17 protein-coding genes are annotated in these 18,063 nt (G+C 37.9%); 16 read left to right on the forward strand and 1 reads right to left on the reverse strand.

Translation table 11 applies throughout. The annotated features are described in order from the left end of the window. Positions 1-267, reverse strand: coding sequence for a hypothetical protein (locus tag LC455_RS07770; protein WP_263297723.1), 267 nt, complete (start codon positions 265-267; stop codon positions 1-3). Positions 268-404: 137 nt separating this feature from the next. Here LC455_RS07770 and LC455_RS07775 point away from each other — a divergent pair, with 137 nt between their 5' ends. From LC455_RS07775 to LC455_RS07850, 16 genes are all read left to right on the forward strand, one after another. Continuing rightward, positions 405-851, forward strand: a complete 447-nt coding sequence (locus tag LC455_RS07775; protein WP_223589593.1) for a hypothetical protein — start codon at positions 405-407, stop codon at positions 849-851. Positions 852-945: 94 nt separating this feature from the next. Continuing rightward, complete coding sequence (locus LC455_RS07780; RefSeq protein ID WP_223589595.1) at positions 946-2,217, forward strand: ATP-binding protein; 1,272 nt, start codon at positions 946-948, stop codon at positions 2,215-2,217. Positions 2,218-2,307: 90 nt separating this feature from the next. Then, a complete protein-coding gene (locus LC455_RS07785; RefSeq protein ID WP_223589597.1) occupies positions 2,308-4,083 on the forward strand; it encodes a sensor histidine kinase in 1,776 nt (591 codons plus the stop codon). Then, positions 4,061-4,807 carry a LytR/AlgR family response regulator transcription factor gene (locus tag LC455_RS07790; RefSeq protein ID WP_223589599.1) on the forward strand — a complete coding sequence of 249 codons (747 nt, stop codon included), beginning with the start codon at positions 4,061-4,063 and terminating at the stop codon, positions 4,805-4,807. Before LC455_RS07785 ends, LC455_RS07790 begins: the two co-directional genes overlap by 23 nt. A 136-nt stretch (positions 4,808-4,943) precedes the next feature. Further along, positions 4,944-6,737 carry a carbon starvation protein CstA gene (gene cstA / locus LC455_RS07795; protein WP_223589601.1) on the forward strand — a complete coding sequence of 598 codons (1,794 nt, stop codon included), beginning with the start codon at positions 4,944-4,946 and terminating at the stop codon, positions 6,735-6,737. Between the two features lie 310 nt (positions 6,738-7,047). After that, a complete protein-coding gene (locus LC455_RS07800; RefSeq protein WP_223589603.1) occupies positions 7,048-8,463 on the forward strand; it encodes an amino acid permease in 1,416 nt (471 codons plus the stop codon). 174 nt (positions 8,464-8,637) lie between these two features. Further along, positions 8,638-9,873: an ATP-binding protein gene (locus LC455_RS07805; protein WP_223589604.1), complete on the forward strand. Its 1,236-nt coding sequence runs from the start codon at positions 8,638-8,640 to the stop codon at positions 9,871-9,873. A 216-nt stretch (positions 9,874-10,089) separates the two neighbouring features. Continuing rightward, positions 10,090-11,277: an HD-GYP domain-containing protein gene (locus tag LC455_RS07810; protein WP_223589606.1), complete on the forward strand. Its 1,188-nt coding sequence runs from the start codon at positions 10,090-10,092 to the stop codon at positions 11,275-11,277. A gap of 346 nt (positions 11,278-11,623) precedes the next feature. Further along, entirely contained in the window at positions 11,624-12,805 is a 1,182-nt protein-coding gene (locus LC455_RS07815; protein ID WP_223589608.1) for a hypothetical protein, read from the forward strand. Between the two features lie 149 nt (positions 12,806-12,954). Beyond that, positions 12,955-14,043, forward strand: a complete 1,089-nt coding sequence (locus tag LC455_RS07820) for a hypothetical protein (RefSeq protein WP_223589609.1) — start codon at positions 12,955-12,957, stop codon at positions 14,041-14,043. Next, on the forward strand, positions 14,030-16,210 hold the full coding sequence (locus LC455_RS07825; protein WP_223589611.1) for a molybdopterin oxidoreductase family protein: 2,181 nt from the start codon (positions 14,030-14,032) through the stop codon (positions 16,208-16,210). Before LC455_RS07820 ends, LC455_RS07825 begins: the two co-directional genes overlap by 14 nt. Then, positions 16,211-16,771, forward strand: coding sequence for a 4Fe-4S dicluster domain-containing protein (locus LC455_RS07830; protein ID WP_223589612.1), 561 nt, complete (start codon positions 16,211-16,213; stop codon positions 16,769-16,771). A 12-nt stretch (positions 16,772-16,783) separates the two neighbouring features. Next, the gene (locus tag LC455_RS07835; RefSeq protein WP_223589614.1) at positions 16,784-17,308 is read left to right on the forward strand and encodes a Rieske (2Fe-2S) protein; all 525 of its coding nucleotides are present in this window, start codon (positions 16,784-16,786) and stop codon (positions 17,306-17,308) included. Then, on the forward strand, positions 17,298-17,489 hold the full coding sequence (locus LC455_RS07840; RefSeq protein WP_223589616.1) for a hypothetical protein: 192 nt from the start codon (positions 17,298-17,300) through the stop codon (positions 17,487-17,489). Before LC455_RS07835 ends, LC455_RS07840 begins: the two co-directional genes overlap by 11 nt. After that, on the forward strand, positions 17,482-17,793 hold the full coding sequence (locus tag LC455_RS07845) for a hypothetical protein (RefSeq protein ID WP_223589618.1): 312 nt from the start codon (positions 17,482-17,484) through the stop codon (positions 17,791-17,793). The genes LC455_RS07840 and LC455_RS07845 overlap by 8 nt, the downstream gene beginning before the upstream one ends. Further along, complete coding sequence (locus tag LC455_RS07850; RefSeq protein ID WP_223589619.1) at positions 17,780-18,061, forward strand: hypothetical protein; 282 nt, start codon at positions 17,780-17,782, stop codon at positions 18,059-18,061. Before LC455_RS07845 ends, LC455_RS07850 begins: the two co-directional genes overlap by 14 nt. Positions 18,062-18,063: the final 2 nt, after the last annotated feature.

An 18,063-nucleotide genomic window follows, 5' to 3' on the forward strand; every position in this document is an offset into this window, starting at 1 on the left:
CTAACCTCCAAATCCACCTTTCGATCCGCTCCCAAATCCTCCCTTAAAGCTTGAGGAAGATTTATAGGATTTATAGGAGGAGGATTTCAAGAGGGAGGATTTATTTCGATAATAGCTTCCCCCGTAAAAATAATGTCCATAATGACTTGAATGGCTGTCATCGCATTGCCACACACCTTGATCATCGTCCCATTCCCAATCTCTGCAGCTGCTGTCATTGGGCTTGGGCGGAAGATCATCTGAACAGCCTGAAAGCGTTCCGGCCATAAGAGAAGTAAGAACACCAGTTATTAACCATTGGGTTTTCTTCACCTTACCACTCTCCTTCTTTGTTATATATTTTAATTATAAAAGTAAAATTGAGGAAAACAATGGTAAAATTAGTGGAAAAGGAGTGATAACCTGTGAGACTGGAATATCGGCTTGATGATGACCACCAGTACCCAGCCCTTTGGAATTACATGAATGTTTCTGGCGCAGAAGCAGTGGCAAGGATGTCCTGTGAATTTTTTGTGAAAGAAGGAGAGACATATATTGTCACTGCAACTGCTATGGACCCGGATGGTACTGCTGTCATATATATCAAAAAAGAAAGATTTACGAATGATTCAACGGAAATCCACTATTCCCATATTGGCTTTGAAATAAAAGAACTTAACAGAAGCGGTTCAAACCTAATCGAGCATAGAGAAGTCTGGGACCATGAAGAAGTGCTCCCAACCCTCCATTCGGAGTTTATTTATATACAAAGGAATGGGAAATTTGTTGAGTTTGCTTTGGACTCTAGGGAGATAGACGAAGATCGGAAATGTTATGTATACTATGGGAATTTTACGGGAAAAAACAGATGATTTTTTCCTAATAAAAATTTTTGAAAATTTGAAGGAAAGTGACGATTTTTGTCGTATTGTTTACGATATATATGGTTAAATGTGGGGGAATACAATGCTGGCAGAAAAACTTCTTTTGAATTTGTTAATCACTATCGCACCAGTCCTGCTTTGTAGCGCTCTTGCTGATAATAAACAAAGATTAAATAATCCCTTTATTTGTGGTTTGTTGCAAAGTACTTCGGCGCTTGCTTGTATGATTTTCTCGTATTCCAATTATGGCTTCAATTGGGATCTTCGCTATGTTCCGCTTATTTTAGCATTTTTATATGCCGGCCCGATTGCCGGAGGAATGGTTTTATCCGCCATTATTTGTGCACGCATATTAATGGGGGGAGACACTGTCTTATTTGGCCTGGTAAATAGCTTATTGACCGCCTTGGTTCCATTGTTATTCATGAAAAAGTTTTGGAACTATCCCCCAAATAAAAGGGTACTCCTCTCCACATTAATTGGCGGCTGGTCCTTAATTCTATGTTATTCTTCGCTTACAACTTTCCGCTATTTTGAGGGGGATATCTTCAAACTGGATTTTAATGTTCCAGATTTGCTTTTGGTTGGATTAATCGATACCATTGCTATTGCTTTAGCCGCAAAGCTCAATGAAGGAATGATTGAAAAAAATAAAATGAAGGAAGAGATTCAGCGTGCCGAAAAGCTTAATACGCTTGGAGAACTTGCTGCTTCCATTGCACATGAGGTCCGCAATCCATTAACGGTTGTCAAGGGATTTCTTCAGTTAATGCAGCAGCAAGAGGCAGGGAAGAATTATGAATATCTTTCACTAGTATTGAGTGAATTAGCTCGTGCGGAATCGATTATCAATGACTACCTAAATTTTGCAAAACCGAAATTTGAAAAAATAGAAGAATTTCTATTAACCGAGGTTTTATCAGAAGTAATGATGCTTCTAGCTCCACTAGCAGCCAAACAAAGTGTGCAGCTGGAAAGCCAGCTTGATTATTCGGGATTTATTCTTTTTACTGATCGTAATCAATTAAAGCAAGCGCTCGTTAATTTGATTAAAAATGCAATTGAAGCAACCCCAGAAGGCGGTAAAGTAACCATACATAACAAATCAGACCAAACCTCGGCCTCCATATTAATCTCTGATACTGGAAAAGGAATGACACCTGAACAATTATCACGGATTGGAACGTTATTTTATACGACAAAAGATAAAGGTACTGGTCTAGGCACGTCTGTTTCTTTAAGAATTATAGAGACAATGAGCGGAAAAGTTTCCTATCAAAGTAAACCAGGGGTAGGGACAATTGTGACGATGGTTCTTCCTGCAGGAAGAAAAGAGGAACTAGTAAATATTTAACTATTAAAACTAACCGCTCGTTTGACCGGTTAGTTTATTTTTTTGATATAGTTATATTATCAAAGAAAGTCTTTTAAAAAGGAGAGTACCATGATTGAATTATTGCCGCTTATGTTAGAGCGTGTTGGAATCCTAATCATTGTTGCATTCCTTCTCTCGAGAATGAAATCTTTTCGTGAGATTATCCATAATGAGCATGGCATTCGGGCAAAGATAGTCATGATTGCCATTTTTGGTGTATTTGGAATTATTAGTAATTATACAGGAGTAAAGATTGGACACGGTACCATTACCTCCCAGGAATGGCTGTCAGATATGGATAGTGAAAGTGCCATTGCAAATACGAGAATAATGGGTGTAACGATGGGAGGATTGCTGGGCGGTCCAATAGTCGGTGTTGGTGTAGGGTTAATCGCGGGTTTGCATAGATTGACATTGGGTGGTTTTACAGGAATTGCTTGTGCATTCTCCACCATTTTGGCTGGTATAGTTACTGGTAGTTTAAGCAAGCGCTTTAAAATTCAAGATGGAAATTCCATTTGGAAAGCAGTCATCATGGGAGTTTTAATGGAATGTGTCCAAATGGGAATTATTCTTCTTTTAGCAAAGCCATATGATGAAGCGTTGCATCTTGTCGAATTAATTGCTTTCCCGATGATTGTAATTAACGGATTTGGTACATTATTATTCCTGCTCATTATACAGGAAATTCTTCAAGAGCAGGAGCGGACACGCGCACTTCAAACGCATAAAGCTTTATATATTGCGAACCAAACACTTCCGTTCTTTCGTCAAGGATTGAATGTTGATTCGTGCAAGAAAGCAGCTGAAATTATTCTGAAATGGACACATGCGGATGCGATTTCGATCACTGACCAAACACAGGTTTTAGCCCATGTCGGGGCTGCTTCCGATCATCATGTCCCGCTTGGAAATATGTCAACAGAATTAACGAAAAAAGTATTGGACGAGGGCAGGATTATTATTGCAAAATCCCCTGAAGAAATTAAGTGCTTTGACTCAAACTGCCCTTTAAAGGCGGCCATCGTCTTGCCATTAAAGGCCCACGAAAAAACCGTTGGTACGTTAAAGCTTTATTTTACGGATGTCAGTAAGCTTGATCTTGTTGAACAAGAACTTGCGGGTGGATTAGGCCAATTGTTTTCAGGACAGCTGGAAATGGCTGAGCTCGAAATGCAAAGAAGGTTATTAAAGGATGCTGAGATAAAGGCTTTACAAGCTCAAGTTCATCCCCATTTTTTGTTTAATGCTATAAATACAATCTCCAGCCTAATTCGTACGGATGCAGATAAAGCACGGAGCCTTCTGATTAAATTAAGTACTTTCTTTCGCAGCAATCTTCAGGGATCAAGGCAAATGCTAATACCACTTGAAAAAGAGCTTGAACATGTTGATGCCTATTTAACGATCGAGCAGGCACGTTTTCCGAACCGTTATAAGGTTGAGCTAGATATAGATGAATCATTAGAAAAGGTGCTGATTCCTCCTTTTACCTTACAGCCGCTTGTCGAAAACGCCATTCGTTATGCATTCCCAAAAGCTCAAAATGGCACAGTAAAGGTCCGATGCTTTAGAGAAGGTGAGAAAATAGTTCTGCTTACGGAGGACGACGGAAAAGGAATCTCACAAGAATTACTCTCTTCACTAGGAAATCAGACGGTGGATTCAGTGGGTGGAACTGGTACGGCCTTATGGAATATCAAAAAACGGATTGAAGAAATCTACGGGCAAACCGCCTCTTTTCAAATAAACAGTTGGCCTAATAAAGGAACCAAGGTTTTCATTACATTACCTGAAAATCAACAAAAATGGGGTGAGGTTGTTGCTAAAGGCATTTATCGTTGATGATGAGCCGCTTGCAAGAGATGAACTGGTCTTTCTACTTAAAAGGAGCAAACAGGTTGAAATAGCCGGTGAGGCAGATTCTGTTGAGGCGGCTTTTGAAAAAATTGCGAACCTTGAGATTGATGTTATTTTTTTAGATATCCAGCTTGCAGATGAAAGCGGAATGGAAATTGCCGCGCGAATTAATGAATTGGAATATCCTCCATTAATAGTATTTGCAACAGCTTTTGATGAGTATGCTTTAAAGGCTTTTGAATTAAATGCGGCTGATTATATTCTGAAACCTTTTGATGAGAAGAGAGTCCAGCAGACGATTGAAAAACTTTATAGGATTGTTGGAAACAAGGAACCAAACATTACTCTTTCATCAAGAAAAAAATCTCTTTCTCATGAGAGGACAGAAAAGCTGGCTGTTACTGTTGATGAAAAAATTGTCTTGATAAATCTTAATGAAATTCATTATATAGGTTCAATCGAGGGGAAAACTGTCATAGCCGCAGATAAACAGAAACACATTGTAAATGATCCACTTGTCATGTTTGAAAGGAAGCTTCACCATTCTTCCTTCCTTCGAGTTCATAGGGCTTATCTAGTAAATATTGATGCGATTAACGAGATTGAGCCGTGGTTTAATTCAACCTATAATTTAATCATGAAGGATGGAGAAAAAGTTCCGGTCAGCAGAACTTATACAAAAGAGCTAAAACAGCTGCTCGGTTTTTGAGCAGCTGTTTTTGTATTTCATACTATTATTCTTGTTTTTCATCCGAAAAATCCTGCATTTCAGCCTGAAAACCTAATGGTAACGTTTTCTTTCGATATGATAGAGATAAGAAAAAGGAATCGGGGGTTGAAATAAAATGAATGCGGTTTCAATTGTAATAGGTTCAATTTGTATTTTGATGATTGCTTATCGCTTATATGGAACATTCATGGCTGTAAAAGTGTTAAAATTAGATGATTCAAAACCGACACCAGCTCATGAATTAAATGATGGAAAGGATTATGTGCCAACTAATAAGTGGGTAACATTTGGTCATCATTTTGCTGCAATCGCAGCAGCAGGGCCTCTTGTAGGTCCTATCCTTGCAGCACAATTTGGCTATTTGCCAGGATTATTATGGCTCTTGATTGGGGCGGTAATAGGCGGAGCGGTTCATGATGCAGTAGTTCTCTTTGCATCTATGCGAAAAAAAGGAAAATCCTTATCTGAGGTTGCAAAAGAGGAACTTGGACCAGTTGCAGGTTTTTGTACAGGTCTAGCGATGCTGTTCATAATAACGATAACGATGGCAGGTCTATCCATGGTTGTACTTCATGCACTCGAAAACAATCCATGGGGAACGTTTTCGGTCGGAATCACGATTCCAATTGCAATGTTTGTAGGACTTGCTTATAAAAAAACGGGCAACTTGAAATTAACCTCAACAATTGGCTTTATTCTTGTCATGGTTGGAGTTTTTGTTGGTCCTTCTATACAAGATACGGCCTTAGGTGATTGGTTGACATTAGACACAAAAACATTGGCTATCATTCTGCCAATCTATGCATTTTTTGCAGCAGCCCTACCAGTTTGGCTTTTACTTGCACCACGCGATTATTTAAGCAGCTTTATGAAAATAGGGGTATTTATTGCTTTAATTATTGGAGTATTTATTATTAATCCTACTATTGAGATGCCGGCTTTTACAAAATTCACTCAAGGGGGCGGGCCGGTTTTAGGTGGACCAGTATGGCCGTTTATCTCCATAACCATTGCCTGCGGTGCAATTTCCGGCTTCCATGCATTTGTTGGCTCAGGTACAACACCAAAAATGCTAGATCGTTGGTCAGATATTAAGGTTGTTGGTTTTGGAGCAATGTTAGTTGAATGTGTTGTGGGAATCATGGCGTTAATTGCTGCAACTGCTCTCCAGCCTGCAGATTACTTTGCTATTAACTCAACACCTGAAGTATTCAAGACTTTGGGCATGAATGTGGTGGAGTTACCGAAACTTGCGAAGGAAATTGGGATTGATCTAGAAGGCAGAACCGGTGGCGCAGTTACCTTAGCGGTTGGGATGACCTACATTTTTACTGGTATTCCATGGTTTGCAAAGCTATCATCTTATTTCTTCCAATTTGTCATTATGTTTGAAGCGGTGTTTATCCTCACAGCGATTGACTCCGGAACACGTGTAGCGCGTTATTTAATACAAGACTTTTTTGGTGAATTTTATAAACCTTTGAAAAAAACTGATTGGCTTCCAGGGTCAATTCTTGCAAGTGCTTTAGCATGCTTTATGTGGGGATATTTACTATTCTCGGGCGACATAGGTTCTGTATGGGCTCTATTTGGAGTTTCAAACCAGTTAATGGCTTCCATTGGTCTAATAGTAGGTGCCACTGTTATTCTCAAAATTGCAGATAAACGACGCTATATGCTTACTTGCCTTGTCCCGCTTTCGTATTTGTTCGTGACGGTAAACTATGCAGGATACTGGATGGTGAAAAACGTTTATCTCAATACCGCTGCAACTGGCTATAGTGTTCTTAATGGAATATTATCAATCATCATGTTAATACTTGGTATGGTAATTATGGTGAGTGCAATTAAGAAATGGATTAGTATGTGGAATTCACCACGAGTTCAGCTGGAATCAAAAGTGGCATAAATAAAAACAAATAAAAAGATGACATCAATCTTGCTAGTGATGTCATCTTTTTTTGTTCAATAAACAGAATTATAAAATAATTTTACTTTTTTGATATAGTGTAAAGTGCATTTATATATTTTATGTGTATTTATATATTCATAGAAGGATGTGCTAATTTCCAGCATATATCCATTGGTATTATTTCCAAATAATTTTATTTTTCAAAAAATATTGCTTTTTATAGAAAAAAATTATATTATCTGTATATAATTTTTTTATGAGTTATTTTGTCAGAACATTACGACAATATAACAAGGAGGTTTACAAAATGGATTTATTTAGAAAGAAATCGATTCAGGCACTGATACAAGAAATAGGAAAAAAAGATGTTAACTTAAAGAAGGATTTAGGTGCCTTTGACTTATCAATGCTGGGAATTGGTGCAATTATAGGAACAGGAATCTTTGTTGTAACAGGAGTTGCAGCAGCAGAACTTGCAGGTCCGGCACTTATTCTATCATTTATTATATCAGGGTTGGCATGTGTGTTTGCCGCACTTTGTTATGCTGAGTTTGCTTCCACCGTCCCGGTATCAGGAAGTGCCTATACTTACAGCTATGCAACGTTTGGTGAGTTGATCGCTTGGATTTTAGGCTGGGATTTAATCCTGGAATACGGACTAGCATCTTCAGCAGTTGCCAGCGGATGGTCTGGATATTTTCAAGGATTGCTTGCAGGGTTTGGAATTCATTTTCCCAAAGCATTAACAAGTGCATATGATCCTGCGAATGGTACGTATATTGATGTTCCAGCTATTCTTATCGTTTTATTGATTACATTATTGTTAACACAAGGTGTTAAAAAATCAGCTCGTTTTAATACAATTATGGTTATTATTAAACTAGCAGTTGTTTTATTATTTATTGGTGTAGGGGTATGGTATGTAAAGCCAAGTAACTGGACACCATTTATGCCATTCGGTTTCTCTGGTGTAACTGCCGGTGCCGCTACCGTTTTCTTTGCTTATATCGGTTTTGATGCCGTTTCTTCGGCAGCAGAGGAAGTAAAAAATCCACAGCGCAATATGCCGATTGGGATTATGGCTTCACTTGCTGTTTGTACCGTTTTATATATTGCGGTTTCCGCAATTCTTACAGGAGTTGTTCCTTACACTAAGCTTGGCGTGAAAAATCCAGTTGCTTTTGCTCTTACCTATATTCATCAGGATTGGGTAGCTGGCTTTATTTCAATAGGTGCGATTATTGGTATCACAACCGTATTACTAGTTATGCTTTATGGACAAACTCGTTTATTCTACGCTATCAGCCGTGATGGCTTATTACCAAAAATATTTTCAAAGGTAGATAAGAAGAAGCAGACTCCAATGTTCAATTCTTGGATTACTTGTTTACTAGTTTCCATTTTTGCCGGTTTAGTACCATTAAATAAGCTTGCTCATTTAGTAAACATGGGAACATTATTTGCCTTTATGACTGTTGCAGTGGGGATTCTGTTTCTTCGCAAGAATAATGTGGCACCAAAATCTGGTTTCCGTGTTCCATTTGTGCCATATATCCCAATTCTTGCTTTCGCATTCTGCGGCTATTTAATCCTTCAGCTTCCAGCAGAATCATGGATTAGCTTCGGTATTTGGTTAGTAATTGGATTAGGAGTATACTTCGGATACGGCCGAAAGCATTCTACATTGAATACTCAAGTGGAACAGTTGAAAAAAGTAAGTTAATGAATTTCACAAAGGGCTTGCATCTGCAAGCCCTTTTTACATATTCGCGAAAAATGTCGAAAATAATCATTAATACACAATAATTGTCTGTTCTTATTAGAGAAAAATGATAAAATAGTAGCATAATTAATTTACTTATTTCTTTCAAAGAACTTCATTGAGGGAGAAGCAAACATGAACGAAGGCATCAAGAGTCCTAAACTGATATTTGAAGAGAAAAAGGCGATAATTTTATTTTTGTGGCTGTTTAATTTAATATTTTTTTCTTGGGATATTTACTACTATGGTTTTAGAGCATATACCAATGGCGAGGCTGTGAATATTGCAAGGGATGGTATGGGAATTTGGCTATATGTATTGGTTCTAGGAGTTCTATCTATAGCAATATTCCTTATTAAAAAGGGAAGTATTTACAAAGTTAAATATTTATACATATATAGCTACCTGTGTATAGACTTAATAGATAACTTAATGAGATATCTAGGGACTACAAAGGATTTTGCTACTGGCAATATTGTCGAACTCTTATTTATACTTTTTTCCCCTATTTTTGTAAATAAAAAATACTTTTGGGTTGTTTCGTTAGGTTTCATAGGTAAAGATGTATTGCTAGGTCTTACTTTACGAGACTTAAATCTATTGTTTCCAATAATATCCTATATAGTTTTATCAGCGATTGCTTATATATTATTAAATCGGTTTTACTCTTATATTCTTTCATTGACAAGTGCATATGAAGAGTTGCGCCAGAAAGAGAAGCTGGCAGTAATAGGTCAAATGGCTGCTGCCATAGGTCATGAAATTCGAAATCCTTTGTCTGCACTAAAAGGCTTTACACAGTTACAGCAGGAACGATACCCAAATACTAATGAATTTTATCCTATTATGATTCAGGAAATTGACCGGATTAATTCAATTGTCGAGGATTTGTTATATTTAGGAAAACCACGTGCACTTAACTTTGAAAAACAAAGTATTGAAGAGATAATTGCTTACACACTATCCATTACGCAGCAACTGGCGGAAAGGCAAAATATAAAAGTAGAAACCAAAATGGCTGGTCCTTTACCACCCATATATTGCGATGAAAAGCAATTGAAGCAGGTTTTTATCAACTTGATAAAAAATGCAATAGAATCAATGCCAGATGGTGGCAGGATTAAAATCCAAGTTAAAATTATAGAAAACCTCAGACTTAATATCTCAATAGAGGATGAAGGATATGGTATTTCAGATGAAATTATTCTAAATCTAGGGGAACCTTTCTTTACCACGAAAAAGGATGGAACAGGACTTGGTTTAATGGTCACTAATCATATTATTAAAGATCACAATGGTGAACTAAACATCAACAGTGTCCTTAAACAAGGTACAATAGTCGAAGTCATTTTACCTATTAATCAAAGGTAATAATTCATTATCACAAAAAATACTTCTATTTTATTCACAAATCATCCTAGTTTTCTCTATTTCTCATTTAACAAATGATTTATAATGTAGAAAAGTGTAGTAATTTGTGTAATTTTCGTATCTTTTGGGATATTTGTATCACTTTTTGATAAACTACTAATTTTTTTGTCAAATTAATGAGACTGAGAGCTTTTATTTCTAACGTGAGGTAAGCAAATGAAAACGAAAATAATAGATCCAAATATAAGAAATGAAGAAGGTCGGACAATAAAGTGGTTTATAGTTTTATTTTATATAATTTCCATTGCCTATGATTTATTTTATAAAATTATTTCAATTTATAATCCTAAATTAAATTCCGATACTCCAGACGTACTAGGTTATTGGATTTATCTATTTATGTTTGCGCTAATTCCAGTTGCGCTTTATTTATATAAACACCAAAAACAACATCAAATAAAATATATTTATTTTATTTCTTACACTACTTTGACATTTATTAATGATATTATTTCCTTTTTTGGTAAAGACGTTGAATACAAAAGTGGTAATGCTGTAGAAATCCTTTGGTTATTACTATCCCCAATATTTGTAAGCAATACTTTCTTTAAAGTCGTTTCAATCGGCTTATTATTAAAGTATATTCTTGCTGGATTAATTTTAAAATCTCCTGATGTTTTGTCAGCTTTATTACTTTTAGCCGTTTTATGGATTTTTTCATTCATCATTCTTAATAGATTTCAATCTTATGTAAAAGCAATTAAAACTTCATATGATCAACAATTAGTAGGCATTGTTAAAGGGGTAATTGCAACCTTAGAATTAAAAGATCCTTATACTAGAGGACATAGTGAACGTGTCGCTAGCTATGCACTTGAATTAGCTAAAATGAGTGGTGAATTTTCTACTGATGAGCTTAAAGATTTTAACTATGCTTGCTTACTTCATGATATCGGAAAGATTCATATCCCAGACCAAATATTAATGAAATCAGGAAAACTGAGTAGTGAAGAATATGAAACAATCAAGTCACATACTGTAGTTGGTGCAGAGGCGGTTTCAAAAGTAGTTAGATTTCAAAATAATATTGAAGTCATCCGCTCTCATCATGAGCGCTGGGACGGTAAAGGTTACCCAGACCAATTAAAAGGGGAGGAAATCCCTTATCTCGCTCGAATTGCGGCGATTGCAGATGCCTTTGATGCTATGACCTCAACAAGGTCATACAGAGCCGCTTTACCTGTTGAAGAAGCATATAAACGGATTTTAGAAGGTAAGGGCACTCAATTTGATCCGAATTTAGTTGAGAAATTCAAATTGATTTACCCATCATGGATCGCAATTCATGATAGTTCCAATAAAAAAATAGAACAAAATTATGAAAGCTTAAATGCAATAAATTAGTTGGGAAGGAGGTGGAAATATGAAAATTCGTAAACTTAACAAAGTTAAAGTTTCTTGTTGGTGGTGTCTCTGGATTAATTAATAATGTGGATTGGGATGCTTACGATACTAAAAAAGCATCCTTTTTTATAAATTGGCTGTGTAAAATGTTATTTATGATTTTTTATCTCTGTTGATTGGAGCGGAAGGCGCGAGACTCCTGCGGGAGTACGGGACAGGGGAGACCCCGCAGGCGCTAAAGCGCCGAGGAGGCTCCCCGAACCGCCCGCGGAAAGCGAAGCGCCTGGAGAGGAAATCAACAGACTAGTTTAACACAGCCTATAAATTAAAGTTAAAGGGTGTTGATATGGGCCTTTCACTCGATTCATATCTTTCTTTAGTCCCGCACGAAATTCGCAAGGATAAAAAACATTATATTGTTGAAGATAAAATTTCTGGTGAGTTTTATGAAATGCCGGAAGTATGTATTGATGCAATTAATTTGATTAATCAAAATGAACAGCTTAGCGTAATTGAAGGATTCCTAAAAGATAAATATCCATCTGAAAAGATTGACCTCGTGGATTTTGCAAAGCAGCTTTTGGAATTAGAATTGATCAATGAAATTGATGGCATAAAGGTTGAAATAAATGAAAAGAACAAGGAAAGTCTTGGCTTTATGTGGCTATCTCCATTACTAGGAAAATTCTTCTTTAATAAAATAGCACTATTAATTTATAGTGCTCTTTTCGTCTCAAATATTTACTTATTCATTTCCCATCCGAATTTATTTCCAGATTATAAGGATCTTTTTATTTTTGATTACATGATGTTTAATATTCCAGCTTGGATGCTCATAACATTTATTCTTGTGTTAGCCCATGAATTCGGCCATGTATTAGCAATGAGGGCGCAAAATCTCCCAACCAAATTAGAAATAGGTCACCGGTTATTTCTTGTTGTTCTTGAGACTGATATGGCTGCAGTATGGAAGTTGCCTTCAAAGGAACGGAATGTTTTATACTTAGCAGGGCTTTGTTTTGACACGGTTATTCTTTCGCTGGCTTTAATTTGCCAATTGAATTTTGCAAGTGGATCAGGTATTTTCCTGAACATCATGAATGTAGTCGTTTTGGATACATTTATTCGCATAGTGTACCAATGCTGTGTGTACATGAAAACAGATTTGTATTACATTTTTGAAAATGTGTCGGGCTGTTATAACCTAATGGAAAATGCCCAACAGGTTCTTAAAAAATGGTTCCCATTTCAAAAATCCTATTTAAGAGATGATGTTATTTATGAAAGTGAAAGGAAAACTGTTTACACTTATTCGATTATCTACTTTATTGGTGTAATCTTGACAGTGGCCTTATATTTTACTTTTTATATCCCGCAATTATTGTTTGCTATTAAGAAAGCTCTCCCAGGATTCTTGGAAGGAGCGGCCTCGTTTTCTTTTTGGGATGCAGTCATTTTTACCATGCAAATCGTCATTGGTTTGTTATTACTTTTGTATTCTTGGCGAAAAAAATACCTTCATAACTAGTCTGTGACAGAACTTTGTCAAAATCGAAATATCTAGGGGTTTTTTCCCCCTAAGATAGGGGAGTTCCCTTATATAGATAACACTGCCGTTTTTCTTACAATTAGCTTAAGAAAACGGAAGTGTTATTTTTTTTGAGGAGGATCAAGAAAATGCAGTCAACTATTTCAGCTAAAACGACTAAAAAGCCGGCAAGAAGTGTAAATGATGCATTTGCATCTCATTTTGCCAAATCCATGTTTTTAACTGTCGCAGGAATTGCCATTTTAGTGTTTATCGGAACAAGAATGTTTACACATATTGATTTAAACCTTTACGGATACATGGTCGGAACGATTGTATTCATTGGAGGTTTTTTCTACCGCTTTATCGCTTGGGGAGAAAGACCGCCAACCAAAATTATCATCAAAAAAGGCTTAAAGCTTTTATTTAGAAAAAGTACCCCAAAAACCGCTGTTAACCACTTTGCGATTTACGATTTCATTAAGAACCGCGGCCTTTACCGTTGGGTACAGCACATTTTAATCGGCTGGGGCTGTGTGCTTGCTTGTTTAGTTACTTTCCCGCTGGTGTTTAGCTGGATGTATTTTACGATGGAAGAAAACGGCTACTATACAATCGTCCTTTTTGGAATGAATGTCATGAAGGTTCCAGCAGAAGGAATTATCGCCTTCTTTTCCTACAATGCACTTAACATTGCAGCCATTATGGTTACAGCCGGAGTCTGCATGGCGCTTCGCCGCCGCTTGAAAAATATGCAGGCAAGAGCGGAACAGAAATTTATGTACGACTTCTTACCGCTTTACTTATTATTGTTTATTTCTGTTACAGGACTTCTGTTAACTGTCCAAAACGTATTTTTACATGGCTGGATGCAGCCCCAAATGTCGCTGATCCACCAATTTTCAGTCATTGTAACGCTAATCTACTTACCATTCGGAAAGCTTGCACATATTCCTTTCCGACCAATGAGTGTTTTTGCAAGAAACTACCGCGAACATTATGGGGAACAAGAAATGAAAAAGTGTAAAGTGTGCGGCGATCATTTTATATCTGTTGAACAATCAAACGATGTTATTCAGGTGTTAAGTGTTAATGAAATGGAATTCAATATGAAGGACGGCTTTAATCTTGCTGAATTGTGTCTGCCATGCCGCAGAAAATACCGCATTGCAAGATTCTCAGGCTTCGCTACGCATCAAGTTAAGGTTAAGGAGGCAAATCAAAATGCAAGAGGTTAAGGTTAGAGATAAATTTTTAAAAGAAATCGAAAATGTTCGTCATCCAAATGAAACTCTTATCAAAACACACTGTGCTTATTGCGGCATGCAATGTGGGATGAACTTACGAGTTAATACAAAAACAAACAAAATAATTGGTGTTGAGCCACGTTATGATTGGCCGGTAACAGTCGGAAAAATGTGCCCAAAAGGGGTTACCGCGTATCAGCAAACGAATCACCCGGATCGTATCTTAAAACCATTAATCCGCGACGATGCTTCCTTAAAAGGAACTCAGAAAGGCTTCCGTGAAGCAACTTGGGAAGAAGCATATAATCTGATTGCGAAAAAGTTTTCTGAGTTACAAGCGAAATACGGTAAAGATACATTATCAGTTTTCAGCGGTGTATCAATGACAAATGAAAAATGTTATTTAACTGGAAAGTTTGCTCGGGTAGCTTTGCAAACTCGTTATATCGATTATAATGGCCGTTTCTGTATGTCGAGTGCAGCCGGCGGCTTCCTTCGCTCTTTCGGTGTAGACCGTGGATCAACATTGCCTTGGACAGATATCCATGAAACAGATTGTTTATTCATTGCGGGAAGCAATACGGCTGAATGTCACCCAACCTCCATGTTCCGCGTTTGGCATGTACAAGAAAGAGGAGGCTACTTAATCGTTGCTGACCCTCGCGAAACGCCGATTGCCAGAAGAGCTGACGTTCACTTAGATTTAAGACCAGGTACAGACCTTGCACTTGCGAATGGAATCCTAAATCTTCTCATCCAGAACGGCTATACAGATGAAGAATTCATTAAAAACCATACAAACGGTTTTGAAGAGACTAAAGAGTTAGTAAAGGAATTTACACCTGAATATACAAGCCAAATTACGGGCGTTGCACCAGAAAAAATCATCCGTGCTGCAGAAATTTACGGTAAGGCACCAAATGCTGTTGTGATGTTCGCACGCGGTATAGAACAGCAGCATAAAGGAGTCGACAACGTTTCTGGTTACACCAACATGGCGCTTGTGACGGGAAAAATTGGTCGTCCAAAAGCTGGTGTCGCTACCTTTACTGGTCAAGGAAATGGTCAAGGCGGCCGTGAGCATGGTCAAAAATCAGACCTGCTTCCAGGCTACCGCAAAATTACCAATCCAAAGCATGTTGAAGAGGTATGTAAGGTTTGGGGAATTACTCCAGAAGAAATGCCGCAGCCAGGTGTTTCAGCTTATGAAATGTTTGAATTGATGGAAGAAAAGACAATTCGCGGTTTATATTTGCTTTGTTCTAACCCAGCTGTTTCTGCGCCAAATCAAAACTTTGTCCGTAAAGCCTTAAAGGGATTAGATTTTATGGTTTGTGCCGATTTCTATCTTTCAGAATCAGCTGAGTTTGCAGATGTGATTCTTCCTACTGTTACATGGTCTGAAGATGAGGGAACAGTTACAAATCTTGAAGGACGGATTATTAAGATCAATAAAGCACAAGAGCCCCTGGGCGAGTCAAAACCAGATTGGCAAATTCAAGTTGAACTAGCAGAAAAGCTTGGAAGAGGAAAATATTTCTCTCATTTAAAAACAGCAAGAGACGTTGCCGACGAATTCCGTCTCGCATCAAAAGGCGGTTATGCAGACTACTACGGAGCAACATGGGATAAAATCGATAAGCAGGATGGCGTATTCTGGCCATGTAAAGATGAAAATGATTCTGGAACTCCACATATGTTCCTTGATAAGAAATTCTATCATCCAGATGGAAAGGCAAAAATCTGTGCTTTACCTTATCGTCCGCCAGCTGAAGAACCGGATGCCGAATATCCGTTACGTTTAACAACTGGACGTGTTGTTTTCCACTATTTGTCAGGAAATCAAACAAGAAGAATCCAATTTTTACGCGATATGTGCCCAGAACCGTATGTCGAAGTTCACCCTGAAACAGCGGAAAAATATAACATTGAACATGAAGAATATGTCCGACTTTTTACACGCCGAGGCGAAGCAGAATATAAAGTGAAAATCACCGAAGCGATTCGTAAAGATACCGTATTTGTTCCATATCATTTTGGTCACGAAAAATCTATTAATCTCTTAACCATTGCCGCACTTGATCCAATGTCACGGATGCCTGAGTTCAAGGCTTGTGCAGCACAGATAGAAAAACTAGACATGAAGAAGGTGCAGTAAATGAAGAAGAGGCTTTATTTAGAACTGGAAAACTGTATAGGCTGCCGCTCTTGTTTAGCAGCCTGCACACAGTGCGGAGGACATGAGCAGCGCAACCGTAACTATGTTTACGACGTTAACCCGCTTGTTAACCGTCAAACGATGCCTCTTATGTGCCTTCACTGTGTGAATCCGGCATGTGCGAGAAGCTGCCCGGCTCAAGCGATTCAAATTCATGAAACAGGAGCCGTCTTATCTGCTCTTGTAGAAAAATGCATTGGCTGCCAAAACTGTACTATTGCATGTCCATATGGAATACCAAAGTTTGATACGGAACAAAATTTAATGTATAAGTGCGACCTCTGTATCGATCGTTCTAAAGATGGCATCCCGCCGATGTGTGCGAGCGTTTGTCCATCAAATACACTTCAGTGGTTGACAGATGAAGAAATTGAAGCAAAGCAAAAGCAATTTAATCTTGGTAATGGTAAATGGGTAACAAGCATGCCTTATTTAGAAGGCGAAACAAATGTAAAAGTGAATCTCCCTGGAATACTGCAGGGTGTCACAAAGTTGTTTTAGGAGGGATTAGACATGACAAATAAAAATAATAAAATCCCGTTTGATGAAGATAATTACACACATAATATAAACCGTAATAATGAACGAAAGCTCGACCGACGCGGATTTATGAAGACCCTTGTTGGGGCTGCCGGCGTTTTCGCCGTTTCATCTCTTCCATGGGGAGCGATGGCTGCAAAGGAACTTACAGGCTTAGGTGACAAAAAATATCCCAAGCATAAGATTACTGAGGTAAAATCCATCGCGATTGGCGATGCTGTAGACTTTGCTTTCCCCGGTGAGCACGATAGCGCCATCTTAATAAGACTTTCAGAAAATAAATATGTTGCATATCAAAATGCCTGTACTCATCTTCGATGTCCTGTTTTCTGGAAAAAAGACGAGGGGGAAATGCTCTGCCCTTGCCATCACGGGAAATTTGATGTAGAAACGGGTGCACCAATTGCCGGACCACCAAGACGTCCGCTTCCAGAAATCCATGTAAAAGTGGAAAACGGTGCTGTTTATGCCGTGGGGGTGAAGCGTTATGAAGCGTAGTTACGTTCCTGTTATCCTGCTATTGGCCGTCCTGATGCTAAACATTATTTTTACGCAATACATGGTACATCAATATTTTTATGAACATTACACAAACACGATTATTGCCGCAGTTATCAATGTGATTTTATTTCCGATAGCCTTCCTCATCTATAAAAAAGGTGTGAATGTTAATGACTAGCGAAACCTACATCGATTTTTGTTTTATGCGAGCGGAAGCAGGCGGATTTGCTGCAGAAATTGATAGTCTTTTAAAAACCACGTTTGCTAAAAAACGCTTAAATTGGTTTCTAGAAGAAAAAACAATCGAAAATGCTGAAATGGTTGTTGCCGAAATAAAAGGAATGAGCGATTGGGGTTCAGAGGAAGAAACGATTCAGTTCCTGGAGGAAAATGCCGAAGATAAATTTTGGGAGTATCTTCAAGGCTACAAAATGTTCATTTATCCTGTAAAGAGAGGATGCAATAGCTGTGGAACTCATTAAATTAGAAGATGTGGAACGGTTTGTTGGTGTGCCGGTTGAAATTGCAATCCAGGATGAAGAGGGCGGAGAACGGGCACCATCGGTTAAGAAAACAGTGAAAAAGGTTCAATATTGTCCGGATCGTACTCATATCCGTTTTTATTTTGATGATTTTTACTTTCTAGCAGCACCGCTGTCAAGCAGGGTAAGTCAATCGGAAAATGAATGGGCTGCCTACGACTCGGAAAGCGGGTTAACATATAAAGTAAAAAAGGTTCAGGTATTGTAAAA

This window comes from Neobacillus bataviensis, from assembly GCF_019969725.1.

Excerpts from the sequence above, each read along its gene's own strand:
- LC455_RS07770 (WP_263297723.1), bottom strand. The coding sequence starts at position 267 with ATGGCCGGAACGCTTTCAGGCTGTTCAGATGATCTTCCGCCCAAGCCC.
- LC455_RS07780 (WP_223589595.1), top strand. The coding sequence starts at position 946 with ATGCTGGCAGAAAAACTTCTTTTGAATTTGTTAATCACTATCGCACCA.
- LC455_RS07785 (WP_223589597.1), top strand. The coding sequence starts at position 2,308 with ATGATTGAATTATTGCCGCTTATGTTAGAGCGTGTTGGAATCCTAATC.
- cstA (WP_223589601.1), top strand. The coding sequence starts at position 4,944 with ATGAATGCGGTTTCAATTGTAATAGGTTCAATTTGTATTTTGATGATT.
- LC455_RS07800 (WP_223589603.1), top strand. The coding sequence starts at position 7,048 with ATGGATTTATTTAGAAAGAAATCGATTCAGGCACTGATACAAGAAATA.
- LC455_RS07805 (WP_223589604.1), top strand. The coding sequence starts at position 8,638 with ATGAACGAAGGCATCAAGAGTCCTAAACTGATATTTGAAGAGAAAAAG.
- LC455_RS07810 (WP_223589606.1), top strand. The coding sequence starts at position 10,090 with ATGAAAACGAAAATAATAGATCCAAATATAAGAAATGAAGAAGGTCGG.
- LC455_RS07815 (WP_223589608.1), top strand. The coding sequence starts at position 11,624 with ATGGGCCTTTCACTCGATTCATATCTTTCTTTAGTCCCGCACGAAATT.
- LC455_RS07820 (WP_223589609.1), top strand. The coding sequence starts at position 12,955 with ATGCAGTCAACTATTTCAGCTAAAACGACTAAAAAGCCGGCAAGAAGT.
- LC455_RS07825 (WP_223589611.1), top strand. The coding sequence starts at position 14,030 with ATGCAAGAGGTTAAGGTTAGAGATAAATTTTTAAAAGAAATCGAAAAT.
- LC455_RS07830 (WP_223589612.1), top strand. The coding sequence starts at position 16,211 with ATGAAGAAGAGGCTTTATTTAGAACTGGAAAACTGTATAGGCTGCCGC.
- LC455_RS07835 (WP_223589614.1), top strand. The coding sequence starts at position 16,784 with ATGACAAATAAAAATAATAAAATCCCGTTTGATGAAGATAATTACACA.
- LC455_RS07840 (WP_223589616.1), top strand. The coding sequence starts at position 17,298 with ATGAAGCGTAGTTACGTTCCTGTTATCCTGCTATTGGCCGTCCTGATG.
- LC455_RS07845 (WP_223589618.1), top strand. The coding sequence starts at position 17,482 with ATGACTAGCGAAACCTACATCGATTTTTGTTTTATGCGAGCGGAAGCA.